19 protein-coding genes are annotated in these 25101 nt (G+C 67.2%); 3 read left to right on the forward strand and 16 right to left on the reverse strand.

Features of this window, described 5'->3' with window-relative positions:
- Positions 1-38 precede the first annotated feature (38 nt).
- The 12 genes from IO36_RS43325 to IO36_RS47740 all read right to left on the reverse strand — a co-directional run bounded on the left by IO36_RS43325 (position 39) and on the right by IO36_RS47740 (position 15350).
- Complete coding sequence (locus IO36_RS43325; RefSeq protein ID WP_245173470.1) at positions 39-1784, reverse strand: serine/threonine-protein kinase; 1746 nt, start codon at positions 1782-1784, stop codon at positions 39-41.
- 1578 nt (positions 1785-3362) lie between these two features.
- The gene (locus tag IO36_RS25045) at positions 3363-3878 is read right to left on the reverse strand and encodes a hypothetical protein (protein ID WP_245173472.1); all 516 of its coding nucleotides are present in this window, start codon (positions 3876-3878) and stop codon (positions 3363-3365) included.
- The gene (locus IO36_RS25050) at positions 3875-5086 is read right to left on the reverse strand and encodes an amidase (protein ID WP_037623213.1); all 1212 of its coding nucleotides are present in this window, start codon (positions 5084-5086) and stop codon (positions 3875-3877) included. The genes IO36_RS25045 and IO36_RS25050 overlap by 4 nt, the downstream gene beginning before the upstream one ends.
- Positions 5083-6108 (reverse strand): bifunctional 5,10-methylenetetrahydrofolate dehydrogenase/5,10-methenyltetrahydrofolate cyclohydrolase, encoded by a 1026-nt coding sequence (locus tag IO36_RS25055; RefSeq protein WP_078943420.1) that lies wholly within the window; start codon positions 6106-6108, stop codon positions 5083-5085. The genes IO36_RS25050 and IO36_RS25055 overlap by 4 nt, the downstream gene beginning before the upstream one ends.
- Before the next feature lie 21 nt (positions 6109-6129).
- On the reverse strand, positions 6130-6612 hold the full coding sequence (locus tag IO36_RS46975) for a hypothetical protein (protein ID WP_158997492.1): 483 nt from the start codon (positions 6610-6612) through the stop codon (positions 6130-6132).
- 124 nt (positions 6613-6736) lie between these two features.
- Positions 6737-8467, reverse strand: a complete 1731-nt coding sequence (locus IO36_RS25065) for a type IV secretory system conjugative DNA transfer family protein (protein WP_245173473.1) — start codon at positions 8465-8467, stop codon at positions 6737-6739.
- A 2-nt stretch (positions 8468-8469) separates the two neighbouring features.
- On the reverse strand, positions 8470-10029 hold the full coding sequence (locus tag IO36_RS25070) for a type VI secretion protein (RefSeq protein WP_037623124.1): 1560 nt from the start codon (positions 10027-10029) through the stop codon (positions 8470-8472).
- Positions 10029-11558, reverse strand: coding sequence for an SCO6880 family protein (locus tag IO36_RS25075; protein ID WP_037623126.1), 1530 nt, complete (start codon positions 11556-11558; stop codon positions 10029-10031). The genes IO36_RS25070 and IO36_RS25075 overlap by 1 nt, the downstream gene beginning before the upstream one ends.
- 3 nt (positions 11559-11561) lie before the next feature.
- Positions 11562-13424 carry a hypothetical protein gene (locus IO36_RS25080; RefSeq protein WP_158997494.1) on the reverse strand — a complete coding sequence of 621 codons (1863 nt, stop codon included), beginning with the start codon at positions 13422-13424 and terminating at the stop codon, positions 11562-11564.
- Entirely contained in the window at positions 13414-14178 is a 765-nt protein-coding gene (locus IO36_RS48350) for a hypothetical protein (protein ID WP_245173474.1), read from the reverse strand. The genes IO36_RS25080 and IO36_RS48350 overlap by 11 nt, the downstream gene beginning before the upstream one ends.
- A gap of 10 nt (positions 14179-14188) precedes the next feature.
- Positions 14189-14515 (reverse strand): hypothetical protein, encoded by a 327-nt coding sequence (locus IO36_RS25090; protein ID WP_037623128.1) that lies wholly within the window; start codon positions 14513-14515, stop codon positions 14189-14191.
- Between the two features lie 13 nt (positions 14516-14528).
- The gene (locus tag IO36_RS47740) at positions 14529-15350 is read right to left on the reverse strand and encodes a hypothetical protein (protein ID WP_245173482.1); all 822 of its coding nucleotides are present in this window, start codon (positions 15348-15350) and stop codon (positions 14529-14531) included.
- 318 nt (positions 15351-15668) lie between these two features.
- Between IO36_RS47740 and IO36_RS25100 the strand changes: the two genes are divergently transcribed.
- Both IO36_RS25100 and IO36_RS25105 read left to right on the forward strand, forming a co-directional pair.
- Positions 15669-16760, forward strand: a complete 1092-nt coding sequence (locus IO36_RS25100) for a C40 family peptidase (RefSeq protein ID WP_209441263.1) — start codon at positions 15669-15671, stop codon at positions 16758-16760.
- 29 nt (positions 16761-16789) lie between these two features.
- Positions 16790-17347, forward strand: a complete 558-nt coding sequence (locus tag IO36_RS25105) for a hypothetical protein (protein ID WP_051900925.1) — start codon at positions 16790-16792, stop codon at positions 17345-17347.
- A gap of 540 nt (positions 17348-17887) precedes the next feature.
- Here IO36_RS25105 and uppS read toward each other — a convergent pair.
- Both uppS and IO36_RS25115 read right to left on the reverse strand, forming a co-directional pair.
- Positions 17888-18586: a polyprenyl diphosphate synthase gene (gene uppS / locus IO36_RS25110; RefSeq protein ID WP_037623130.1), complete on the reverse strand. Its 699-nt coding sequence runs from the start codon at positions 18584-18586 to the stop codon at positions 17888-17890.
- Positions 18579-19127 carry an NUDIX hydrolase gene (locus IO36_RS25115; RefSeq protein ID WP_051900926.1) on the reverse strand — a complete coding sequence of 183 codons (549 nt, stop codon included), beginning with the start codon at positions 19125-19127 and terminating at the stop codon, positions 18579-18581. The genes uppS and IO36_RS25115 overlap by 8 nt, the downstream gene beginning before the upstream one ends.
- 514 nt (positions 19128-19641) lie before the next feature.
- On the opposite strand from IO36_RS25115, the gene IO36_RS25120 reads away from it, so the two are divergent.
- Positions 19642-21144, forward strand: a complete 1503-nt coding sequence (locus IO36_RS25120) for a hypothetical protein (protein WP_158997496.1) — start codon at positions 19642-19644, stop codon at positions 21142-21144.
- Between the two features lie 41 nt (positions 21145-21185).
- Here IO36_RS25120 and IO36_RS25125 read toward each other — a convergent pair whose 3' ends face one another.
- Together IO36_RS25125 and IO36_RS25130 are read right to left on the reverse strand one after the other, a co-directional pair.
- Positions 21186-23339 (reverse strand): hypothetical protein, encoded by a 2154-nt coding sequence (locus IO36_RS25125; RefSeq protein ID WP_158997498.1) that lies wholly within the window; start codon positions 23337-23339, stop codon positions 21186-21188.
- Positions 23340-23653: 314 nt separating this feature from the next.
- Positions 23654-24124: a hypothetical protein gene (locus tag IO36_RS25130; RefSeq protein WP_051900927.1), complete on the reverse strand. Its 471-nt coding sequence runs from the start codon at positions 24122-24124 to the stop codon at positions 23654-23656.
- Positions 24125-25101: the final 977 nt, after the last annotated feature.

Genomic DNA, 25101 nt, shown 5'->3' on the forward strand with positions numbered 1-25101 from the left:
CGCGAAGACGGTTCCTTCTCGCATGCGCTGGTGTGGGTTCATACACGGCAGCTGTCGATATGGGTGACGTCGCGGAAGTCGGCGACGATGGGGCTGGCCATGGATTCGCGATAGACGACGGCTGCGCGGCCGTAGGGCCAGGCGGGATCGTTGTGGAAGTCTTCCTGGGCTTCGGAGCAGGCGCCGAACATCAGGCTTCGACGGACGTCGATCCAGCCAGGGTCGTCGTTGTAGTCCTGCCCTTCGGGATAGATCGCGGGGCCGAAGGTGATGAACATGGTCTGTGCTGCAGGGTTGAATGTCACGATGGCGTCGTCGCCCATGTATTGCTCGCCTTGCAGGCTGGGGGCTGCGTCGGCGACCAGGCGTTGAGCGGCCTTTTTCTCCGCATCTGTGGCCGGTACCCGGGCCTTGCCCCATTCATCGATGGTGGGCTGCGTGGTGTCGCTTCGGGTGTAGGCGGGGGAGGGGGCAACGGCACGCTGTGGGATCTGCGACGTGGCCTGCGCAGGCGGTGTGGACACGGCGGGGCTTCCAGGCTGAGCGGCTGACTTCTTGGCCGCAACGTCTACGGTAGCTGCCGAAGTGGTCCGGCCGCTCTGCGCTGCAGGGCCCGCGTCGTGGTTGGCGCTGGACGACTCAGTGGCAGCGAAGGCTCCGCCGATGCTGCCGATGACCGCGGCGGCCGCGGCGACGGCCGCATAGAGACGAACCCGGCTGCCGTGCCCTGCCGGGGCGGGCCAGGAGGCCTCGTCCTCGGGTGCCGGATCCCAGTGCAGGCTGCTGACCAGGTCAGGTATCAGCGTGAGCTGTTGGCCGCTGTCGAGCGTGGCTACTGCGGTTGTCTGCATGGCGAGCAATTCGGCCCCCATCGCGGCAAGTTGTGCAGCCGAGGGGCGGTCGGCCGGCTCCTTCGACAGGGCCTTTTCGACCAGAGGAAGTAGGTCGGTCGGCACGCCGTTCAGGTCCGGCTCGGCCGACATCACGCGGAACGCCACGGCATCGACAGCGCCGCTACCAAAGGGCAAGCGGCCGGTCGCAGCGTAGGCGACGAGGGCTCCCCAGGCGAACACGTCGCCCTCCGGGCCGACTGCGCCGGTGCGATAGTGCTCGGGGCTGATCCAGCCCGGTGTACCCGTCAATACACCAGTACGGGTCACCGAGGTACCGTCCAGAGCGTGGGCGATGCCGAAGTCCAGCACCTGCGGCCCGCTCGGAGCAAGGATCACGTTCGACGGCTTTACGTCCCGATGGACCACACCCGCAGCGTGGATCGCGCCGAGCGCGGCTGCGGTGCCGGCCGCCAGAGCGTACAGATGCGCACCGGCCAGAGGCCCGTTCACCACCACGTGCCTGTCAAGAGTCGGGCCGGGGATGAAAGGCGTAGCCAGCCAGGGAAGCGCAGCTTCGGCGTCGGCATCGTGGACTGGCACCAGGCACGGGCCGAAGACTCGTCGAGAAAGCTGAACCTCCCGACGGAACCGCGCGCGGAATTCGTTGTCCGCAGCCTGCGCAGGATGAATGATCTTGACAGCCATCCGCTCGCCCGCGGTGGATAGCGCGGCGTACACCGTGCCCATGCCGCCCGAGCCGAGCTGTCCGACGACACGGTAGGGCCCCACTCGGCGCGGGTCGCCTGGCTGCAGTGACTGAACACGGTTGGACACGCACATCCCCCTGATGATCAACGGCACCGACGGGCCGAAGCGGTAGCCAATCGTAGGGGTTGTCACCCCTCGTTCACGTCCGCACTCCTGATCCGGAGTCCAGGGCTTGCCGTTCACGAAGCGCCGTAGAGAACTGAGAACGCGCCCGGCCTGAAGCGCCTGATCTGCAGGCTTTGCCGCGGCCTAGACAGTTGCGAGCTCCCAACGCTCTATCAGGCATGCACAGCCGTCCGCCAGGGAGCGGTGATCGAGTTGGTGAGCAGGTGTGGCTGGCGGTCTTCCCACTGCTGCCCGTGCTCGGCACGATAGGGGGCGCGGTTGCCTACCGGCTTCGGGAGCGTGCCCGTTGGACCGCGGTGATGGCCGTCCTGCAAAAGGGACGGGACGGAACTCGGATGCGGTTCAGGGCAGTCGACAGCCAGGGAAGGGCGACAACGCAGCGGGAGATCACCCTTCCTCCGGCGGCCGGAGGCGCGGATGAGTACGGCAGCTGACGAGCCTGCGCCCGGATCGCCACCGGACGGGGCAGTCTGGGAAAAACAGATCGAGGACCCTTACCAGGCTTTCCACTCATCTGACCTGCGTCAGTACGCCGGCGTGGCGATCGGGCAGGTCGGTCCTACTGAGACCCCCGGGCCGTTGAGAAGGTTGTCGATCAGCTGCTCTGTTTCCAGCTCCAGGTCGCAGTCGAGGGCTTGGGCGGACCTGCTGGCTCGTAGTGGCGGGGCTGCGGGTTGCCGTCGGACACCACCAGGGCATCCTCTGGCGCGTAGGTGAGTGTCGCCAGGGGAACGGACCGTCGAATCTGGCTCGTCTACACGGTGGTGTGCAGGGCGTGGCGGGTCGCCTGCTGGAAGCTGCTGATGCGCATTCTTCTGGCGTCGGCAGCCACACGAAAGTGGATCTCGTGGGTTCCTTGGGGCGGATGGCCCGGCGCGGATGGCGGTGCGGGCCCACTCGGCGCACAGGACGTGCCAGGTCCTCATGGAGTCGTGCAGTCTGTCCGCTTCCAGTGCTACCTCGTTCGGGCCGAGCATGTTCACCCGTGCTACCGCAGTGCTCAGGTCGGTCCAGCAGCGATGCATCTCGAGAAGCGTGCTTTCCACGTATCGCAGGAACCTGCCCTCCCTGTGAGTTCGTCGAACAGCTTCCACAGCTCACCGTTGAGGATCCGCGCCGTCGAGATATATGCGGCGTACGCCTCGATGCGCTGATCGTGAAGCCGCCGGTGGCGTTCCTCCAGGAGCTGGTCACGCTGGTGCTGGCGCTGCCCGTGAACGGATATCCAGCCTCCCCCCAACCCTCCGAGAGCTCCGACTGAGGTTCCGAGCACTCCGGCCACAGCCCCGTCCATAGGAAGGTAATGGGTTGTGCCTGGCGCTCCCAATCCGCCGGTTCTGCAGATGATTGCGGCAGATGCGCACTGAAGGAGTGGAAAACAGCGGGGGTTGCTAACACCGATCCTGATCAACCGAGAGTCAGGAGCCGGCCTGTGAGTTGTGTGCCCATCCCTGGCGTGGCCGCAGGCTCACCATGATTTACCGACACTGCGGCCGCCATTGCCAGGGTCAGACCAACGTATGCCGCCAGCGGATTCAACAACCTACCGGTCACGGTTGCGTCTCACGCAGCAGCTGCTTCCGGCGTCCCGACTCGGGCAGCTTTGGCGGGCTGCCGGACTGTAGGGTCGCTCTCTCACAGCGGCGGGTCCAGCTCGGCGGCCATCCGCCGTATCTCGGCCTCGGCCGGGTGCACCGCCGGGTCGGTGGTGTCGGTGGATGTGGCCAGGTACAGCTCCCACTCCTGGTCGGTCTGCGGGTTCGGGGGAGGCACAGGCGGGTCCTGGTGGCCGCTGACGCATGCGGGAAGCCTCATGTACTGCCTGAACGCGTGCACCGTGTTGATCCACTCGGCCTCGGCAAGCTCGCGCCCCGGGGGTCTTTCGCCCTCGTAGGTACGCAGCCAGCCCAGGTACAGGGCGGTGAGCATCTCGCGCACCCACCGGTGGCGGTACCAGCAGGGCGGGATCTCGTTATGCAGCTCGGCGGTGTGGCGCAGCCATTCCACCCAGGTGCGCAGTTCGCGCAGCCGGGCACGGCGCTCGGGTGGGGGCATGGCCGACCACACCCAGCGGCGCAGCTCCAGTGCTGTGCCCGGTGTGGATGGCGTGGCAGGCCACAGGGCAGCCGGATCGTCGAAATAGTCAGTCACGTTCCGCTCTTTCCAAGAGCCGCAGCGTTCTTGTGCAGTGGTGCGCCGGCGGAGAGCGCTTCGGCGGAGATTGCGACAGCCAGGAGGTCGGTCTCCCGGCCCGGCCGGGAGACCAGTTGGAGACCGACCGGCTCACCCTTTGCCGTCCATCCGGCCGGAATACTGATCGCAGGGTGACCGGTGATGTTGAAGGCCCACGTCAGAGCGACGCTCATGGCGTGGCCGGGTCCTTGGTGCCCGTGAGGGGGATTGGGTGTCGTCGGTGTCGCCAGGACGTCGAACTCGTCGAAGGCGTCGTCGAGCGCGCGTAGTAGGGCAGTGCGTGTAGCACTCGCGCTGTCTGTGTCTCCTCCTTTGCCGCGTAGGGCGGCCCAGCAGGGAGCGGGGTCAGGAAGGCGGAGCGCGACATCGTCTGGGGCGAGGGCGTTCGCGTCGGCCAGCTGGTGCACGAAGGCGTGGGTGACGTCGGTGATCCGCTGGGTCGTCTCGGCGAAGCCGAGTGTGGCCGACCAGGCAGCGCGCAGCGGTCGCAGCGGAGGCGCGAGGCCGCGCAGGGTGCTGGTTCCGGCTATCGCATCAAGGTACGCGGCAGCGTCGGCAGCGCTGCGAGTCAGCGGTCCGGCGATGTTAAGCCCGGCGCGGTCGCGGGCGGGTACAAGGCCGTTGGTCGGCTTCAAGCCGGTGACCGCACACCAGGCGGCCGGGATGCGCACGGACCCTGCCCCGTCGCTGCCGGTCGCCAATGGCACCATGCCGCAGGCGACGGCTGCGGCCGAGCCGGCCGAGGAGCCGCCAGGGCTCCACTGCGGATTGTGGGGGTTGAGGGTGGGGCCGCGGTCCGTGTTGCCCCACGTCTGCCAGGAAGTTCCTCTTCCCGGCGTGGCGGTGGCGCCGATCGGGATGCAGCCAGCGGCCACCAGGCGCACAGTTTGGTACGCATTGAGTCCCTCGGTGGCTTTGACGGCAAGGGGAACGCCGGCCAGGGGCAGCCGCTCGCCCGCCCGGACGCGGCGGTCGACCTCCGCGGCGCGGGTCGCGGCATGCCGGGGCCACAGCTCGGTGAAGGCCCTTACGGGGTGGTCGAGTCGGGCGACGGCTTCCAACGCCGCTTGTGTCACCTCACGTGCCGACCGTTCTCCAGCGAGCACCTGGGCGGCGATCTGCGTGGCGGCAAGCTTGCTGTAGTCGTCGAAGGGATGAGTCGTCACCGTGACAACCCGCCAGACCTGCGGTCCGGGCCGGCAGGCGGAGCCACTCGCCACTGGTCGGACCTTCGGTGCCCCGGGGTGGGGGTCGGGAGTGTGGGTCTCTGCGCGGCCGGTGCGGGTCGTGCCTCCACTTGGTGACGTGTCAGGTAGGGAACCTGGGGAACCTGCCACGGCTTCAGGCCGGGGTCGGCCTCCTGGCGGACGATACGGTCCATCAGCACGGCCATTTCCACGGGTCCGACCCCGCCCGGGACCGGGGTGACGTACTGCGGGATGGTGGCGGCATCGGGCCGGACGTCCCCTGCCACTGAGCCGTCAGGGCGCGGCATGAACCCTGAGTCCACTACAAGCCTGTGGTGAGGACTGATGTGGTCGGGAGTGAGTATGTGAGGCTGACCGGTCGCGGAGACGACGATGTCGGCCTGATGGACGGCGCGCAGGTCGTCGCCGGCGTCGAGTTCCCGTACCTGCAGGCCGTGGTCGGAAAGCAGCCGGACCACGCCGCGGCCGACGAAGCCTCGGGCGCCCACGACTGCCACGGTCGGATCATCCGTGGTGAAGGGGACGACCAGCCGGGCGATGCCGTCCGCGGTGGCGCAGGCCGGGTAAGGCGAGCGGTCTTCCAAAAGGGCGTCGATGTCCTTGGCCGGGTCGAGGCGCTGGACTAGTGGGGTCAGGTGCGGAGGTGGAGGGAACTGCACGATGATGGCTGCAATTTTCCTGCTTTCATTGAAAGCGTCGAGCAGGTCGGCGAATTCTGACGGGGCGACCGGTGGCGTCAGAAGGCGGTGATCGACCCCGAAGCCGAGGCGGGAGAAAGCCTTGACCTTCTGTTCGGCGGACACCCGAGCAGCCTCCATACGGAGGTGCCACAGGGGAGGGTCATCTGCCGCCGCGGCGAACCGGATGATGGCGACCTGCTGACCAGCAGGTTCGATGACCTGTCGGTAGGGTGCGAGGTTTTCGCCCACCGAGCGCAGCAACGTCGTGCCGGACAGACGGCGGGTGGGAGGCTGAGACATGTTCGCAGCGAGTGCCCTTCGTCAGATTCCTACGGAGCGCAGTTCGGTGAGCACCTGGGGTACGGGCTGCAGATTCAAAGGACCGACAACGGTTGCTGCCTGGTCGTCGGCCAGCATGTGATGGCCGCGCAGGTCGTTCTGGAAGCCGCTCTCGCCTCGGGGCAGCTCGACACGCATGAAGGTTTCCGGCGCACCGTGGCTGTCAGGCGAGGAGAACGACCCGTGGTGTGCGATCCACACCACCTGTTGGGGATCAAGATCTGCGTAAGGCTGCAGTTGTACGAGAAATGCATCAGCTGCGCCAGCCATGTCTCCGGTCAGGCCAAGACGGTCTGGATTGCTGTCCAGTTCGGAGAGCACCGCAAGCGGTGGTTCGGCCTGCCGAAGCACCAGGCGCGCCAGGCAGTGCGCCTGCTCTCCTGTGCTGTGTGACCACTGCAGGAGCAGCGCCACCCTTCTGGTGCCTTCAGTGTCGACGATCAGGATGCGGGCTTCGTCCGTCATGCCGTGTTCCCTTCTTGGATTGCGACCTTTTCAGGGCTGCGGTTGCGCTGGATAGCGGGCCCGGCCAGCAGTGTCTGCGAAGGTATCCGGGTATGCAGGGAGGATGGAGCAGCGAAGCGGTCAGTCATGTCCCGTTCCTCTCCACCGCCGGCACCGCAGGCTTGGTCAAGTTGAGCGCCTTTTCCTCGTCCGGGGTGCGCTGTGGGGCAGCGAGCAGCCTTTTGAGGTCGCGGTCGCGGAAGGTGAGTCGCATCTTCACCTTGACCGGCGCCTTGTTGGAGTATTGGGCGATGGCCGTGAAGTCGTCCAACTGCTGCAGGAAATGGACGGGAGCGAGATCGGTTTCGGTAGAAGTGGTGTTGGTGGACACCTCGCCGCGCGAGCGGCCGGTCGACGTCCTGTTCACCTCGGTACGGCCGTACAGGCCCGAGAAGTAGCGCAAGGTCTCCAGGTCGCCGCAGCCGGGCAGCAGCATGCGCAGACCGCTCGCGGACAGCACCGTGTTGGCCTTCTGCACGCCGAGCCGGTCGCGCAGCTGGGACAGGTCGTGCCACACGGTCAGCACCACGATGCCCATGCCGCGGCCGGTGGTGAGGATGTTGGGCAGGCGGGGGTAGCGCAGCATGTTGCCCGCCTCGTCGACGAGCACGCCGAGTCCGGGGTCAAGGGGCTTGCCGGTGGTGTTGTAGGCGACCTCGGCCCCGTGGATGATCGAGGCGATGATCGAGGTCAGCAACGGCGCGAACCGTTCGGCGTCGGCCTCGGAGGCGATCAGGCACACGGTGCCGTTCTTGGTCAGCAGGTCCTCGACGGTGAAGTCGGTTCCGGCGCAGTTCTCGCGGACCTCCTCGTCGGCGTAGACGCGTGCGAGGACGTTGAGGCTGAACTGGATGGAGCCTATGCCGTCCTCGTGCAGGCGCAGCCACGGGGAGGCATAGTCGTCGGCGACCTCGTTGTAGCCGTGCTGCTGCAGCACGGATCGGACGTGATCGACGGCGTCCTTGCCGAGGGAGAGCCAGCGGCGCATGGCGTTGATGCCGCCGCCGGAGAGATTGGCGGCCAGCAGCACGCCCTTGAGGACGCTCTTGGCCTGGTCGACCCAGGGAGCGGCGCGCTTGTCGTCGCTTGAGGCGGAGGCCTCGGCCATCCAGGCGGCCATGCGGTCGGCGGCCTTGGCGTCGGTGCAGTACTCCACCGGGGACCACTTGTTGGTCTCGCGTCCCGGGATCCCGGCCGGGGCGATCACCCAGACCGGCCCCAGGACGCGGCGGCGGGCATAGATGATGTCGAGATCGGCGGCCTTGGTGGTGGTCACCACCAGCGGCCCCTGCCATTCGGCGGCGTTGGGCAGCACCAGACCGGTGGTCTTGGAGGAGCCGGGCACCCCGAACACCGTGGCGCTGATGTTGGGCTGGGCGGCCACGATCTTCTTGGTGTTCATGCCGCGGCCGGCGGTGATGCGATTGGCCCGCAGCGTCGGGTCCTGCGGGGCCTTGAGCTTGCGTTCGACCTTCGCACCGCCCCACTGGGCGCCGCCGGTGTGGCGGCCGAAGTTCAACTTGGTGACGGCCTTGAGCCCCAGCAGGAAGAACGTCAGTACCAGCGTCACGGTCAGCAGGTAGAACAGCCAGGCGGGCGGGGCGGGGGAGAACACCGCGCCAGGACCGTTGACCAGGGCGCGCAGCACGGTTTCCGGGACGCCAGCCGTCGTATGGGACCAGCCTCGGCCGGACAGCAGGGCGGCGAGCGGGGCGGCCAGCAGCACCGCCCCGCCCAGCGCCACGGCGAGGCCTGCGGCGTAGGCGGTGAGCAGGGTGTTGTCGTCCAGTCCACTGCCAGCGCTCTTGTCGGCCACGGTCAGATCACCATCTTCTCGTCGGTCTCGAAGAGTTGCTGTTCGGTGTGGGAGAGCATCAGCTGCACGGCATGCGAGCCGCCGCCGCGGCCGACCTTCCACAAGGCCCTGCCGCGCTGTCCGGCGCCCCAGGAGCCGATCAGGTCGCACTCGGCGTCCGTGAGGCCGATCGCCTCGCGGGTCAGACGCAGCGGGCGGGTGTCCTGGGCGAGCTGGATGCGGGTCTCGCAGGAGCTGATGAGGTCCTTGGCGATGTTGACGGCCTCGGAGCCGGCGGCGCCGACGCCCTCGAAGTCCGAAAGCCGGTGGGTGGCCAGGAGCTGGATGGTGCCGGTCGCCCGGGACAGCCGCAGGTCGGCGTCGATCTTCTTGACCTGGGAGGCGCCGCCGGAACGCATCTGCCGCCACAACTCGTCGCGGACGACGATCCACGGACGGCTGCCGGGGCGGTCGATGGCGGCCTGAGCCCATGAGGAGACGCAGGTCAGCACCATGGCAACGGTCTCGTCGCCGTACTGCTCCAGAGCGGAGATGTCGACGGACTGGATCGGGGCGTCCCAGTCCAGGCCGATGGAGGTCTGGTCGTCGAAGAGCCCGGCCACGTGCCCGTTGACCATGGCGCCGAGGGCCGAACGGATGGACTCCATCTGCTCGCGGGCCCGCTGCACCTCGCGGTCACGGACTCGGAGTTCCTCGGCCATCGCGCCACTGGGGTCGCGCAGCTTCTCATAGACCAGCGGCAGCGTGGGCGTCTCGAGCCGTGTCTGTCCGTACAGCTCGCCGGTCACCTCGCGCACCGCGACATCGAGGGCCTCTTCCTCCTGCGGCAGCAGGGTGCGCCGTAGCTGCAGCTCAAGCAGCGCCTTCAGCAGGGTCAGCCGGCGTCGGTGGATCTCCCTCAAACGGTTCTGCAGCTCGCCCGGGTCCTTGATCAGTTCCAGGCCGGAGCCAAGCGGCCCGGCGTCGAGCGGGTTGACACGGCCGGGCAGGCCGGGGCCGAGCCGGACGGGCTCCACCCCCAAATGACGGCACAGGGCGGCGTATTCGCCCTTCACGTCCCCGGCGATCAGGGTGCGGTGGCCGAACGCCATCAGCCGAAAGCACAAGGCCTTGATGTGCGCACTCTTACCGGAACCGGGGATGCCGGTGATCATCACGTTGGGGTTCGTGCACAACCCCTCCTTGACCCAAACGGCCGGGTGCGCACTGAACGCCTCGGTGGTCAAGGTGTTCTGCCCGATGTAGGCGCCGACGGGGGGCAGGCTCGCGGCGTGCAGGAACGGGTAGGCACCGGCGGCGTTGGCGGTGTCGGCGCGCACGACCTCGACGCGGGGCAGGGAGGCTGACCGCCCGGCATACGGCTGCGCCCAGCCCTTCTTCGGGGCGATCCGCATGACCGTGTCGGGGTCTTCCAGCAGCCGGGCGCGGCGCTGTTCGCGCATGCTCGGGGCCGGCTGGGGCGCATCGGCGGGCCGCTGCTCCCAGCCGGTGGCTTCCCCGAAGCCAGCCTCTTTCAGCATCGTGTCGCCGTTGTCGCGGCGCTTGAACAGCTGCGGTGCCATCAAAAACCGATCCTCCGATCCGGAAGTCCCTGGCCCAGCGGCAGGGCGGCGGCCGCAAAGCCGACGTCCTGGGCGCCCCACATGCGGCGCAGCTCCAGCCCGGAGGCGGCCGCGTCGGCCTGCAGCTCGGCGCAGGCGGTCTCCAGTTCACCCAGGTCGGTGACCGTAACGGCGAGCAGGGCAGTCAGCCGCACCACTCCCTGGCCTGAGGCCCGGGCGACGTCCTGGGCCTTGGCCTTCTCCGCTTCGAGGAGTTCGTCGGCGGACTCGTCCTGGCCCGTCTTGGCGCGCAGCTGCCGTGCAGACTGCCGCTTCGCCTTCTCACGGGCCAGGTCCTGGCGGGCCCGGCGCGGGCCGATGGGCTCGTAGACGACGCTCAGGGAGCGGCGGGCGTTCTGCCGCGGCCGCAGCAGCGGCTGCAGGAAGGTCGCGTACACGTCGGCCTGAGGCCAGGTGCGCACCTGGTAGGAGACGGTCCAGGCGCCGTCGTGGCGATAGGTGCCCCAGTCGGTCTCTGCGTACGCAGGCCCCGCCAGCTGCGGATCGAGGCCCGGCGGGAGGCCCTGCCAGTCGGGTTGTTGGGTGGCGGCGTTGCGGGTGGCGAGCATCAGCTGCGCCTCGGGGTCGTAGGCGGTGCGCACCACCTGGGCCAGGGTGCGTGGGGCAAGCCACTCGACGACCTGCAGGCTGGCGGTGGACAGGGCGCTGTGCATGGCGTGCAGCTCGCGCACCAGGACGGCGGCCGCGCCGACCTGGCCGCCGCCGGCGCCCTTGACGGCCAGCCTCGCCCTGGGCGCGGACAGGGTGACGGACAGGTATGTCTCGCGGGTGGTGGCGGCCGGGCCCGCACCCTCCATCAGCTCCGTCAGGGCGGCGACCGCCTCCTTCGGGGCGTCCGGGGCGAGATGCCGGTCGGTCCACGATCGCAGGGCCGCACCGTCGTCCGGCAGGCACCGCTGGTGCACGGCGAGCCGGATGATCGGTGAGTCCTCGGTGCAGAAGCTGCGCAGGAAGCCTGCCCAGGCGGCGACGCGGGCGGTCTGCCGGTCGCTGTCGACCAGCGCGAGCCCGGGGAAGGTGATGCGGGCAACGGCGGTGTAGGTGTTGGCGACGGGGTCGTGGGAAACGCCGAGAGTGCCGCCGAGGCCGTCGGGAGCTTCCAGGAAGCGGAGCCGGGCCAGCACGCCGGGCAGGTCCATCGGTTGCTGAGTGGTCTTGGCTGAACGCGGGGCGAACGCCCCGGACATGAACACGTTTCGCCGGGTGGCCACGTTGATCTGATGCCTTACTGCGAGAAGAATCCATTCATCGGCGCTCAGGCCCAGCACACGCCCGAAGGCGAGCGCGAACAGCACGGCCGCAAGCGGCACACACACCAGAGCGGCCGCCCAGCTGCCCAGGTTGAGCGGCGTGAGCAGCAGCACGCAGCCGCCCACGACAAGGGTGAAACCGACCCCGCTCAGCCGGCCCATGAACCCGCTGCGCTCGGACTGCCAGCCGCCATAGGTGACGGGGGTGGAGCTGGACATGGGCTATCCCTTCCTCGGCGCACCGCTGGCGCCGGGCCCGCTGGTCTGTTCGGCGGGCGCCGGGGCTGCCCTGTCCGGTCTGCGCGGGGCGATGATGACGTGACCGCCGCCCGGCGAGGCGGTATCCAGCCCCGCGTGCGCGGCCGTGTTCGCCATACCGGACTCCACAACGCCCTTGCCTACGGCCATGACCTGCAGACCCAACCCGAGAGGACCGGCAACCCGGGTGCTGAGACGCCCGCGCCCCGCCCCCTTCCCGAAGGAGCCCTGAAGCTCCCCTTTGGACGTGTCGGTGAAGTCCCTCTTGCCCCTTGAGGTCATGCCCGACTGGGCGTTGTCCTGTTCCAGGGCCCGGGTGTAACCGGAGCCCCCTCCGACCACTCCGGCCCCGCTCATCGAGCTGGCCGAGGAGCCGACCGAGCTCATCAGGCCGCTGGCCATGGCGGCGCCGGCACCCAAGGTTGAGAACGTCGCGAACTTGGCGATGGCAGGCCAGCAGAAGCACGCCATGAGGAAGATGACCAGGCCGACGATCATGTTCTGCACACCCTCACCCTGCTCGATGGCGAAGAAGCCGATCGCGAAGCAGAACGTGATCATCGGCTTCATCAGGATGAGTGCGAGCAGCGCGTCGCGGGCCTTGGGCCACCAGTCCTTGGTGGCATCCGACATCTGCCCGACCAGCGTGATCGGCATGGTGGCGACCAGGATCATGATTCCGGCCTGCCGCAGCAGCATCTCGATCCACAAGGCACCGATCGCCAGGATGCACACGACGCCGATGACGATGACCACCCCGACCGCGGACGCGGCCACCCCCTCACCGGTGATCAGCGCGCCGCCGGCCGTCGAGGCGCCGCCACCGCCGAGAATCAGGCCCCCGAACATCTTGCCGAACTGCGCCTTCATGGCGTCCGACGCAGAACCGGCCGTGCTGCCCCCGCCCGTGAACGAGTAGTGGATGATCCAGGTAGAGATCGAGTCGGACAGCTGCAGCGCGGTCGTGGTCACCGTCCAGTACGCCGCACTGATGACCGCCCACTTCGCCAGCCCGGAGATGGCGGTTGCCGCCGGCCCGCCCTGGTGGCTGATCGCCACCTTCCCGAACTGCAAGAGCAGCAGGAACACGGCGACGACGGCAGACAGCGCCGTGGCGATCCCCATCGGCTGACTGATGCCGGTGGAGTCCAGGTTGATGACTGACGTCTTGTTGAAGATGTCGGCGAACTGCTGCAGCAGCCACACCACGGCGTTGCCGATGTACTGGGCGGCCTCCTCCAGCGCGTCCCGCGCCAGTTCAGAGATCTTCTTGCCGATCCAGTCACCGAGGGTCTGCCCGCCGGTCGGCCCGTACTTCTGGTACGCCGCTTCCTTGCAAGCGCTGAACGACATTCCCTTGTCGACGCACTTCTCCAGGAACTTGGACCACTTGTCGTACTCGGCCTGACTGAGCTTTCCGTTCCTGACCGCTTCCAGGTTGTCCTGGCGCCACTTCTCCAGCTTCTTCTTCTCGAGAGCCTTCCAGTCCTCGTCGCTGCACTCCGACGACTTTTCGCCGCCAGCGTTCTCGCACTCTCCAACGGTGCCCGGCAGCTCGCCAGCCTCCGGCATGCGGCAGATGCTCTCGTCGTCGATCTCGTCGTAGATGCAGTAGTTGCCCTGCTTGTCGATGCCGCAGGGTGCGCCGCCGCTCCAGTCGACGGGGCATTCCTTGCCGTCGCCTGGCCCGTAGTCAAGGTGGTACTTCGGATCGTCCTTCGCCATCGCTGCGGGGGCGGTGCTCAGGCTGGTACCTAAGCAAAGGAGAACAGCGGTCAGCAGGACGACGAGACGGACCAGCGGATGCGTCCGGGGGTCAGTCCGCATGCCTCACCTGCTGCCAGCCGTCCGCCCAGGAGACGTGGGAGTGGGGGGAGTAGGCGCGGGCGAAGGAGCGTTTCTTCCGATACTGCGGCTCGTTCGTGATTTTCCAGGCGCCTTCCTGCCACTTCAGCAGCAGGTCCGTGTCCTGGTCCTTGAGCGGGCTGTCGTCGGGACTGCCGTCAGCCTTGGTGGCGTACCGGTCGTAGTTGATCCAGACCTGCACGACCTTGCCTCCGGAACCGGTCAGGGAAGTGGCCCGAACGGCGTTGACCGTGGTGTCGAAGGTGAGCCCGGCCGGGGTACCGCCGGACGGCGGGAGGCCGACCTGCTCGCGCAGTTTGCGCACCTCGGAGATCTGCTCGTCGACATAGCCGTCGGCATCGGGGGAGACGACGGCATCCAGTTGCTGGCGGGCCTTCTGGTCGTCGAGGAAGGCGTACTCCTCCCAGAAGTACACGGCGGTGGAGATCGCGCCGACGGGTCCCCTGGAGAAGCCCGTGGACAGGCCGTCCTTTTGCCCGGTGGGCTTCGCAAGGACGAGTTTGCGGGCCTTTTCCGGGGTCATTGCCGCCTGCTGACCGCCGGACGATGCCGACGGCTTGGCCGTGGTCGGCTTCGGCGTGGCCTCGCCGGACTTGAAGTCGCCGCCCCCCAGCATCGTGGCCGCGGTCACGCCGCCGCCGATCAGCGCGCCGACCACCAGAACGCCGAGCGCGGCGAGCGTGAGCCGGGCCTTGCGGGTCTTGCTGTCGCTCACCACGCCCGCCTCACTTGGCCATGTTGTAGAAGGTGGTCACCAGGGCCGCGGTGACACCGATACCCCCGGCGCCGAACAGGCTCCAGAGGATGGCCTGCTTGCCGCGTGCCGCCAGGGCCGCACGCTCCGAGTTGTGACCGACGGCCACGGCTGCCCAACCGAGCAGACCGCCGAGGACTGCCCCGGCCAGACCCAAACCGGCGGTCCAGTTCAGGATCTTCTGTACGGGCTGGTCGACGTCCTTGGGCATCTCTGGGGTGACTCCGGGTACCGCGTCGGCGAGCGTGTGCCAGTGCGGGTCGGCGATGGTGTTCAGGGTGGTCAGGAGCTGGCTCATATCCGATTCCTCGTCAGCGGGCAGGAAGTGCAGGGGTGATCGGGGCGGGCTGCGGTGCATCCGGGAGGGGCTGGCCCCAAGCGGTGTGCGCTGCGGCGAGGACGGCCCCGGTGAGCTGGGCCGCTGCCTGCCGGGTGCGTGAGCGCAGGCGGGCGGCGTGCAGGCCCTGTGCGCGGATGTGCGGGTCGTAGGGCAGGTGCACCACGGCGGCCGTGCGGGCGATGAGCATGGTGGCCCCGGCGCGCACCGCGGCCGGCAGGCGGCCGTCGCCGGTGGCGACCAGGACGATGACGGTGCGGTTGAGGGGCAGACCCTCGGCGTGCAGGGCCATCACGCCCTGCTGCAGGGCCTGGATGCCGTCGGCGGTGGCGGCCGCGCACAACACGGGCACCGCGTAGGGCAGTTCGTACCAGCCACGGGTGTGTCCCACTTCTCCACTGCAGCGGGCGGCCAGCAGGTCGTGGGCGAGCGGGTGCACAGTGTCGGCGACGACGGCCTGCCAGCCGCCGATCGAGGCCAGTTGATACCAGGCGGCCGGAGGCTCCGGCAGAACGAGCGGCGGGGCGTGCCAGTCCCGCCCGTCCGACAGCACCTGCCATGTGGCCCCGCCCACACCGACATTGACGCCGCAGGCCTGCTGGACCACGCTGCGGGTCAGCGGCTGGTCGGGCGGCAGCGCAGCCAGCCCGCCAGCACCCTGTTCGGCGATCCGAGCAGGCCAGGGCGAGGACAGGCGCGGGGCCAGGTCCAAGACCAGGGCGGCACCGCTCGAAGCGAGGTTCGCCGCCAACAAGCTGGCGGTCGTGGTGCGGCCGCTGCCGCCGGTGGCGGCCATCACGGGCACTAACAGACGTGCTCCTGCGGGCAACGCCGGAGCCGCAACGGGTTGTTTGCCCACTATCCCCCCGTACGGTCCCTTTTGGCGTTTGCGTAGGGCAATCGCAGCCGTGGCCCCCGCCGCCACGCCCCCTCGATGGAACTTTACACGCACGCTTCGCTTGCCCAACAAGCAGTTTCACTGCTCTCGTTGAGATGCAGTGATGGCGTACTGTCACACAACATCACGCACGCATTCGGACACCGGTTCCCATTCCGGCGTGCGGATTTCAGATTTGAGGGAGCAAATCTGAGTGACGGTCAAGAGGGGGACTGCATGAAGGGCAAGGCGACCAGACGCCTGCTGCTCGTCCTGGGCGTCGGCTTCGTGATGACGCCCCTCGCGCTCGGCCTGAGCATGGTGCTGCTGATCGCGACGTTCAACGACGACGACAGCACCGTCGGCAACCCGATCGGCGGGCTGCACATCGGCAAGGGCGGCGTGCCCTCCGAGTACGCGCCGCTGATCCTGCAGGCGGCCGCCGACTGCGACCAGGGCCTGTCCCCAGCGGTGCTGGCCGCGCAGCTCAAACAGGAATCCGGCTTCAACCCGCAGGCCGGAAGCGAGGCCGGGGCGCAGGGCATAGCGCAATTCATGCCCGGCACCTGGGCGACGTGGGGGATGGACGGCAACGGGGATGGCAAAAAGGACATATGGGACCCGGCGGACGCCATCCCCGCCCAGGGCAAGTTCATGTGCTCCCTGCTGAGGAAGGCCAAGAAGCATCCCGACTACACCGGCGCCCCGATCGAGCTCGCCTTGGCCGGGTACAACGCCGGCTGGGGGCGCGTCGACCAGTTCCGGGGCGTGCCGCCGAGATCCTTCGCAAGCGGCCAGACCTACAACTACGTGCAGAACATCATGGCCATGTCGGCCCAGTTCGCGGCCCCATCCGCCAGCCAGGACGGCACCTTGCCCGCCGGGTATGAACTACCGGCCAGCACACCGAAGAAGATCCGCGTCGCGGTGGCATGGGCGCTCAAGCAGCGCGGCAGCTGGTATCACCTGGGCGGCGACTGCACCGACGCCCTGGGCAAGAACCCCGCACACTGGTGCGACTGCTCCTCCCTGATGCAGCAGGCGTACAGGGCGGCCGGGGTGAGCATCCCGCGCACCACCTACGATCAGGTCAACGTCGGTACCCAGGTCGACATCGGCCACCCCAAGCCCGGCGACCTGGTCTTCAACCCCGGCTCGGACGGCTCCGACGCACGGCCCGGCCACGTCGGCATGTACGTCGGCAACGGAATGGTCATCGAGGCACCCCGCACCGGCGTGAAGACCCGCATCGTCACCTACGACAGCTGGCGCAACTCCACCAGCTACATCACCCGCATCACCGAAGTCCGCCGTGTGGTGGACTGGTGAACCTCGCACCGCAGCAAGGGAGTTCGTCCATGTCCGAGCCGCGCTTCCGCCCCTGGGGCACCGTAACGCCAGAGTTCTGGGCCATGCCCGCCTCCGGCGCCACACCTGCAGATCGCGGTTTGCCGCCGGAAACACTGCGCGCCCGGCTCGTCAGGGTCGCGGAAGTTGCCCGGAACGACCGCCCGCACGACGCAGCTGCGCTCGCCACCCAGCTCGACCAGGACGTCACCGCCGAGTATGGCGAGCTCCACCTCCACACGGTCCAGGTGCGCGAAGTACGCGGCTACCTCGCTGCCTTGATGGCCGATCAAGCCACGGGCCTGGCCTGGTACCTGCACGCCCTGCAGCTTCGGGTTGCTATCCAGGGCCCCAGACATCCGGACGTCGACGAGGCCACCCGCCGCGCATACAGCCTGTGGCGGGCCGTGCCCCCGGAGGCCGACCGGCAACGGCTGGGCACCGAACTGCTGACGATCGCCACCGATATCCACGGCGCCGACTCGATCGTTGTGCGCCGCATTCGTGAACGTTTGTACTCCCTCACTCTGCCCTCGGCCACGACGGCGCCACAGTTGAACAGCGCCTGATCCCGCGTCCTGCGCTGACATCGTGGCGGAGTTCGCGCGCCAGGCGGAGGCGGTGCTGCGCCCGCTGGTCGACGGCCGCACCGTGGACCTCTACGCTCGCCGACGTGGCCAGCCTCGCCCTGGAGGATGTCGCCGGGCTGGTCCAGGACCTCGTTGGCGGACAGGCCGCGACAGCGGGGAGCCTGCTGTGACAGCACAGCTCGCCTGGGCACCTACCGGCGCCTGGCGATCTCTCTTCGTCGAGGTACCCCGCTTGGGCATTGCGGCGGGGCGTCGCCGGCAGACAACGTGTCGGCCGGCGACGTTGACCCGCAGTGGTGATCGCAGCGGCACGGAGCCACCTCCTTTTCGTGCAGCCCGTGCTGATGGCGATCTGGTTCAGAAGCCGCGGTGGCAGCCGGGCCGGGGGAGCGGTTCGTCCCGCTGGGGGACCTTCCTTTCGCTGATGGATTCTTCACCGGCTGCTGTGGTGCGCAGGGGAAGTGCCAGCGACGCACCCGGGTCCGGAGCCTTCCAGGGGCAGCGGACCGAGAGGCAGGATCAACTGCTTACGGTGCCGTAGCGGCGATCCCGCTTCTGATACTCGACGACTGCGTTGGAGAGGTGGATTCCGCGGAAGTCGGGCCACAGGGTGTCGGTGAAGATGAGCTCGGCGTACCATAGGGACCAGAGCATGAAGTTGGAGAGGCGGTGTTCGCCCGACGTTCGAATGAGGAGGTCGATGTCGGGCAGGCACGCACTCCACAGGTGCTGACCGAAGTCCTCCTGTTTTCCGCCCTTCGAGGTTGCCGCGTATGCGCGCACGGCCTCCGCGATTTCCTGACGTCCGCCGTAGTTGAAGGCCACGGTCACGCGGAGCCGAGGGTTGTGGGACGCGGTGCGCTGGGCCGTCGTCCGCAGCCAGTCCGAACACGCATCCGGGATACGGGGGTCCGTCAGATTCCCTATGAAGGTGATCTGGATGTTCCGCTGCTGGTAGCTCGCCAGCTCTTCGTCGGTCAGAAGCCAGCATCCAGGCTGCATGAGCAGCGCCACTTCCTCATCGGGACGGTTCCAGTTCTCGCTGGAGAAGGCGAAGAGAGACAGATGAGTCACTCCGCATTCCAGGGCAGCTGTGATGGTGGATTCGACCGACAGATGGGCGCGCTCGTGGCCGGCTGTACGCGGCAGACCGCGAGCGCTGGCCCATCGTCCGTTACCGTCCATGATCACTGCGATGTGCAGGGTGTCGTCAGCCACGGAGGGCTCCGTTTCGGTAGTTGACCAGGTGCAGCAGCCCGATGATGGCGTTGGCATCCGTGACGCTGCCGTCGGCCAGCAGACGCGGAATCTCCGTGAGCGGTACCTGTCGCGTGCGCAGCGGAAGTTGCTCCACCGCAATGTCCGGTGCCCGCTCCAAGTCGAACGCTGCGAACAGACGGGTTACGCCGTCGCAGAAGGAGGGTGCGTTATGGAAGGCGAGGAGCGGCACCATCCTGCCGGCGACGTAGCCGGTCTCCTCCAAAAGCTCACGCGCGGCGGTCTCTTCTGGCATTTCCCCCTTCTCGGTGCGGCCTGCAGGGAGCTCCAGCAGAACCTGGTCCACGGCCGGCCGGTACTGCTCGACCAGCAGGACGCGGTCGTCGTCGAGCACTGCAACCACGGCTGACCCGCCAGGGTGCCTGACAACGTGGTGGACGTGCTCTTTCGGCATGGCCGGATGCGTGGTGCGTGTCTCTTCCACGGAGAAGAACGCCGGCCCGTCGACGGGTCGGGAGACGGTGCTGTACTCGTGATCCACTAGTTCTCCATTTCGCTGGTTGGGTCTTCCGAAGAGGCGTCGTGCGGTCCGCTGCCTGAAGGGCTACTCGGCTGGGCGGCCCGACCTTCGGAAGCGGTACTGCGATGCCGGCGTGCGGCCGGGCAACTCTGGTGCGAGTACTCGGAGATGAAAGAGAGCAGGCAGGCGAGCCCGAGCAGGGAGAGCCGTACCGAGGGCGTCTGCTCCTGAATCGCCGTCTCGCACAAAACTCCCAGCACGGGTGCCTGAGAACCAAGGACGCGCTTCATGCTCATGCGAAACCGGCGCGTCCTTGCTCGGCCTTTGTTTCCCATCGGACTGCCTTCCTGGACCGTGGCGGCCTCTTCGGCTCCGATGGTGCCCTGGGCGCTCAAACACCGGCGATTTACTGCGCGGGCGACCCATCGTCACGCAGGAATCCATTTCGGTGGGAATAGTTGGAGTCACTTCCCTCACACTGTCCGTACAGGAGAGAGGAGTTGGGCGTATGCCATCTGGTCGCAAGCTGTTGCCCATGGAACAGCCGCGTCTGCCGTTACAGAAGTTCGCATGGCTTGTGCGTGCGATGCGCGCTTTCCATCAGGATCCAAAGATCCAAGAAACGGCCAGCTTCACGGCAGCCCTCAACCGGCACTTGGAGGAGGAACTGAAGCCGGCCACCATCAACCGCCTCGAGAGTGGCAAAGCCGACTTCACCATCGAGCGCTGCTCTGCGTACGAGAAGGCCCTTGGCTTGAATGCCCTGGACCTCGTTGACTGCTACCTGTACGCAAGCCGAGCACAGGGCCTCACCCCGAAGACGTCTTCAGCCCGCCTGACCGAGGCGACGTCAACCGAGATGGAGCTGATCTTCCGCATGGGGGAAGGGGAGAACCTGACGACCCCGGAGTGGCTCAGGCTCGCCCACCTGTACCGCAATCGTCCTGACCTCCTGTCCCGCCCCCGCATCCGCGAAACCTTCCTCCACAAACTCCTGGACAACGCAGGCCAGAGCTTTGAGAAGGAAGAGCGCCTCGTACGAGAGGTTCTCATCACCACAGGCCCAGATGTCTTACCGATCCTGCAGGAAAGACTGCGGACAGACCCGCTCCGCTACTTCACGACGTGCGAGGCGGCCGGGTTCATGACAGGAACACAGAGCCATGAGTTCCTTGCGGACCTCGCGCTGGGCATGCGGGACGGAGCGGTCACAGCAACGCTCCTGGAGCCCTTGCGCAGAAGTCTCCAAGCGAACGGGCGCGGGCCGGCAGGCATGGAACACCGGGCACCCGAGTTCAAGGACTACGCGCTCAAGATCCTTGACGACACGGACGAATTCTTCACGGCCAGAGAAGAAGCCTTCACCTTCCTCCGCTGGGGAGGCTTCGCCCTCACAGGGCGGGAACACGCACGCATGCAGTCCATCCGGGAAGATCTCCAACAGTTGCGACTGGTGACAGGCCAGGCCTGGCAACGAGAGCTCCTCGCCGAGGTGAAGAAGCGCTTCATCAGCGATCTGTCCGCCTCCCCGTTGGCAGGGGCAGGAACGCCACTGGAAATCCCAGGAGTGCAGACCTTCATCCAAGAAGGCCTTTTTTCCCCTGAGAGAATCGACCGGCTCACCGCGTCCGTTCTCATCCGACCCTGGCAGCTGAGCGGTCTGCTCGGCAGCTCGCTGGGGGCAGTGATCAGCCAGAACGTCGACAAGAACAACTATGGTGTGCAGCGAGCTGCCGTGCGCTTCCTTACGAAACTCATGCGCCCCGAAGCCCTTGAGCCGATCCGCACCATCGGATGGTCACACATCAAGGACGACAGTGTCCGACTCGTGGTCGGATGGGCCCTGGGCGCAGGCAGCCCGGAGCACGATGCCTCACTGCTTCGACACCTCGGCCAAACAGCCACCACCACCGCCACCCGCCGGGTCGTGGCCCTGTCCGCCGCACGGCTAGGAGCCCATCCCGTACTGCAAGATCTTGCCTCCAGTACGGACTCCCTCGCGGCTGCTGAAGCCCAAGAATTACTTCGCCAACAGTGACCGAGAGCGGGCGGGCCCTGGTGAGCCCTGTTCATCGACTCCTACAGAGACAGTCCCCAGGGTGCTGCCGGCGTGCCGTCAGCCATGAGCCCGTCATGGGCGATTGCCTGGGCACGAGGTGGGTCATCGGGGAAAAGTTGGGGACCCAGCAGGCCCTCGGTGATGACGGTGTAGTCGCCCGCGTCCGCGGCTTTCAACAGCCAACGCTGAGCCTCCTGTACATTGCCTCGGGCAGCGGCGAGAGTACCGAGGTCACGTCGGGCTGCTCCGAGGTCTAGTGCAGCGAACTGCAGCAGGGTGTCTACCTCTTGTGGCATGTCGGCTGCATCACGTCCCTCCGCCAGCACCCTTGCCAGCTCGAGCGCCGCCCCAGCATTTCCGTCCGCGGCCAGAAGCCGCAGCACGCCGGTTGCGAGTCGGCGATCGCGGATACCTCTGGTCAGCAGTGGCTTGATTGCTTGGTGTACCGCCCGACCGCGCCCTTCTCGTCGAGCCCGGCTCAACATGCACAGCGCTTCGCGCGACCGATCCGGCCAGAGGTGGCGGAAGAGGTCTGCGAATCCTGAGGTGCTGGAGGCTGCCCACTCCTGGCGCGCGGATTCGGCTGCTGCGGGCTGGCCCCTGTCGTCCAGGTAGGAGAACAGATCGTGAGCTGCGTTGGGGTCATTGGCTTCCACGCCCGCCCGGAGGATGGCAAGTGCCAAGTGGCCGGCCCCGGCCTGTGCCAGTTTGGTGGGCCAGTGCGCCAATCTGGGAACGACGTCGAAAGCCTGGGAAGCCAGGGTACGTAGGGCCTCACCGCGCGCGGTCACGATGTGTTCCACAGCGTCCAGTGCAGCAGCATCGCCGTCGGCAGCCTGCAAGAGCGTTGTCACCAATGCCGGGAGCTTCGTGGGTTCCTGCGGATCGCGGTGCTCCAGTGCAGCAGCGTCGGTGAATCGGCCTTGATGCTCGTACAGCTCCTGCAGATGCGGGACGGCATGGGCGTCGCCTGCATCCACCGCAGCCGTCAAGAGACTCTCGGCGATCGCTGCCCGTTCGTCGCCGTACTCGACAGGAATTTGCGAGGTGTGCATCGCAGCCAGGATCCACCCCAGTTCGGTTTGGCTACTTCCGCCATCGCTGATCGTGGTTAGCGCATCGCGGAGTTCGTCGAGCCCTTGGCGGGTTTTGATCCGCTCGGTCTCGCTGTAGAGGAAGCAGAGTCCCTCGAAGCCCTCGGTCGTACAGCCCCGGCGGATCGCTTCCTGGTACAGACCGGCGGCGATGGCGAAGCGACCACGGGTCGTGGCGGCCATCGCCAGCTCCGCCAAGGCGGTCCCCGGGACGGCAGGATGGCGGACAGCTTCCCAGAAGGTTCCTGGGGGTGCTGTGAATCTGCGGCGTTCTGCCAGGTGATCTTCTAGGTAGTCGTCGAGTCCGCACAGACCGGGTGCGGGACCCATGCCGCTAGCGTCCAGTACTGCCGGCAGGGCGCAGGCAACGTTTTGGACCTTGTGCTGAGCCCATTCAAGGCCCACGTCGCGCCATTCGGGTGTGACCTCGAGGCGCTCTTTCTGGGTGAGGTAGCCCGGTGTTGCCTCCTGCAGGACTTCCAGAGGCAGAGGACCGTGCAGTCCCAGTCGGCGGGCGTCGGCAGCGGCAGTGACCAACGCCCGTCCCACTGCGCAATCGGACTGCTCGTAGCGGCGCATCAGATCCACTGCGGCTGCGAGCGTCTGGCACAGATTGCCGTCCCTTTGCGCACTGCGGACGGCTTGCCCCCAGGCCGGCTCGCCGACGGATGCCTCGGCGAACTCCTCCATCGCCTGGCCGGTGAACTGATCGGAGACAGGGAACAGATGCGCCTGCGACAACAATGCCCGGGCTTGTGTGTGACGGTCCGGCCGATCGTGACGGGGTGGGGCGGTAAGGGCTTCGTGGCGTGATGTCCAGATGGTGGCTACCACCACGATGTGCCGTCCAGAGTCCAGCAGCGCGTGCAGTGCCTCGGCTGCCGTCTCGCCGTCCTTGTCCGTCAGGGTGATGTGCAGATCATCGAGCCACAGCACCGTACGTTCCGCGATGGACCCAGAGGCCAGGCGAGTCAGTGCGCCGGCGGACTTGGGATAGAGCAGGTCCCAACCGGAAAGGCGCTCGACTACGGCTTCGTACGCAGCGCGCGTCTTTCCAGCGCAGGGGCCGCCCACCAGCACAGCAAGTCCGGTCTCCCCTGCCGCGAGTGTGCCGAGGTACGCGCGAAGTGCCGTGTCGTGTGCTCGCGGTACATACGGGGGTAGTCCGTCTCCGACGGATGGGTGCACTCCCAATTGCCCAGCAGTCCACGACAGCAGCGCTCGTGGGGTCTCCAGGGGCAGTGGTTGGTCGGAGCGTGAGTAGTAGTACCGCCTGTAATCGTTGTGGATGCCGGTGGCATGGCCGCCGTTGGAGGCATTGACTGTTAGGTCACGCAGCTCGGCGGGTGGGGGAGGGGGCTGGACCGCATGGCCACTTCTTTCACCGGACGGGGTCAGCCCTTGTTCGAGTCCGGCTGCGGAGGGGTGCCGATCGATGCACCGCCAGTGATGACGGCGGCGGCAATCGAACCTTGATCGGCTCTGATGTTGACTTGATCTGCGGCCACGCCGCCTGCTCCTGCTGATTTCGCAGATCCCCGCCCCTGCGCGGCTTCCTGGACTGCTTCAACGGCGGCGGTCAGCTGCGCGGCGAAGCTTTCGTCGCCTTCGGCCACGTCGGCAAGAGCATCCTCGACCTGCCGCTGCGTACGGTCTTTGAGCTGGGGCAGACCTTCGTCAGCCTCCTTGCGCAGCTGGGTGAGCACCCTGTCGGTACCAAGCGCTTGGTCAACCACCCCGGACAGCTTGTCAAGCGCAGCATCAAGAGCATGGTCGACCTCGCCGTCGACTCGCTTCCCTACCCGCGATGCCTTCTTGAACAGCCACGTCGCCGCGAGTGACGTGGCGACGGCAATTTCGATCATGAAGCTTCCCCGGAAACAGTTGGTTGAACAGGACCGTAGCGCGTTCTGTGCATCCGTCAGGGAAGAACATCACAAACGTGCCCAGGACCGGTACAGGTCCTGGCCGGGGTTCGCGCGGGCATCGGCTCGGACCCGGGTGCGCGCTGCGGGGGTCGTCGAGCTGCTCGCCGCTGGGATGGTGGTTTGTGGAAAGCGGCGTGGGACCGGGTTCGTGCTCGGCGCCCGCCGCTTGCCTGGTGAGAAGCTGGTGGCTGCCCGGCGCGGGGATGTTGGCCCTCCGGAGAGGTTGCCACGGCCTCAGTTTGCTGCTGCGGTCGCGCCCAACGCCCCTTGGTACCGTCCTCGCAGACCACGCCGGGTTGGCCGGCCGCCTTCGGGCCCATCTCGGGTGGCGAAAGAGCAGCAACGCCTACCACTGAGCCCGTTGGTCTCGAAACTTCCTCCGTGTGCACTGGCCCGTGACGCATCGTGGGTGCGCAGAACATCTATATCCTCTGAGGTTGCTCCCGTGGATTCTCGTAGACCGAAATCCGCCGACAGGGCGAAGGGCGAAGCCACCGAATAGTCGAACGCTTTATCGAATATCCGGGGGTGGAGGACGTTGCTCGACAGTCGCGTGCAGGGCTTCGGATCATTCTTGAACATGGCCGAATCGAAACCGAAAAGCGGCGGCGGCAAAGACTGCGACTACGCCCTTCATGCGCTGCTCCTGTGAGCTTCATGCCCTGCTGGGGTAGTCGTCAGTGCAGCTCAAGTGCGATCCAGGCGGACCACGTCGAGGGAGAGTGCGACGTGGCACTTGATCATTCTGAACAGGAAGGATGCGATGCATTTGCGTCGCATACGGCCTGACAGGTGCTCCCTTAATTGACGCTTTCCCCGGAGCATTGTCGGTGGTGGCGTCTACCTTCCAAAGGAGGCGTAGGGCAAGCGTGCTTGGCGTCGTGGAGGGGGAGCGGTGTCATCAGAAGAAGAAA

It is taken from the genome of Streptomyces aureus, assembly GCF_000725495.1.
GTDB classification, from domain to species: Bacteria; Actinomycetota; Actinomycetes; order Streptomycetales; family Streptomycetaceae; genus Streptomyces; species Streptomyces aureus_B.

Excerpts from the sequence above, each read along its gene's own strand:
- IO36_RS25120 (WP_158997496.1), top strand. The coding sequence starts at position 19,642 with ATGGAACAGCCGCGTCTGCCGTTACAGAAGTTCGCATGGCTTGTGCGT.
- IO36_RS47740 (WP_245173482.1), bottom strand. The coding sequence starts at position 15,350 with ATGGCCGCCACCGGCGGCAGCGGCCGCACCACGACCGCCAGCTTGTTG.
- IO36_RS25130 (WP_051900927.1), bottom strand. The coding sequence starts at position 24,124 with ATGATCGAAATTGCCGTCGCCACGTCACTCGCGGCGACGTGGCTGTTC.
- IO36_RS25075 (WP_037623126.1), bottom strand. The coding sequence starts at position 11,558 with ATGTCCAGCTCCACCCCCGTCACCTATGGCGGCTGGCAGTCCGAGCGC.
- IO36_RS25080 (WP_158997494.1), bottom strand. The coding sequence starts at position 13,424 with ATGCGGACTGACCCCCGGACGCATCCGCTGGTCCGTCTCGTCGTCCTG.
- IO36_RS25090 (WP_037623128.1), bottom strand. The coding sequence starts at position 14,515 with ATGAGCCAGCTCCTGACCACCCTGAACACCATCGCCGACCCGCACTGG.
- IO36_RS25105 (WP_051900925.1), top strand. The coding sequence starts at position 16,790 with ATGTCCGAGCCGCGCTTCCGCCCCTGGGGCACCGTAACGCCAGAGTTC.
- IO36_RS46975 (WP_158997492.1), bottom strand. The coding sequence starts at position 6,612 with ATGACGGACGAAGCCCGCATCCTGATCGTCGACACTGAAGGCACCAGA.
- IO36_RS25100 (WP_209441263.1), top strand. The coding sequence starts at position 15,669 with ATGAAGGGCAAGGCGACCAGACGCCTGCTGCTCGTCCTGGGCGTCGGC.
- IO36_RS25070 (WP_037623124.1), bottom strand. The coding sequence starts at position 10,029 with ATGGCACCGCAGCTGTTCAAGCGCCGCGACAACGGCGACACGATGCTG.
- IO36_RS25055 (WP_078943420.1), bottom strand. The coding sequence starts at position 6,108 with ATGTCTCAGCCTCCCACCCGCCGTCTGTCCGGCACGACGTTGCTGCGC.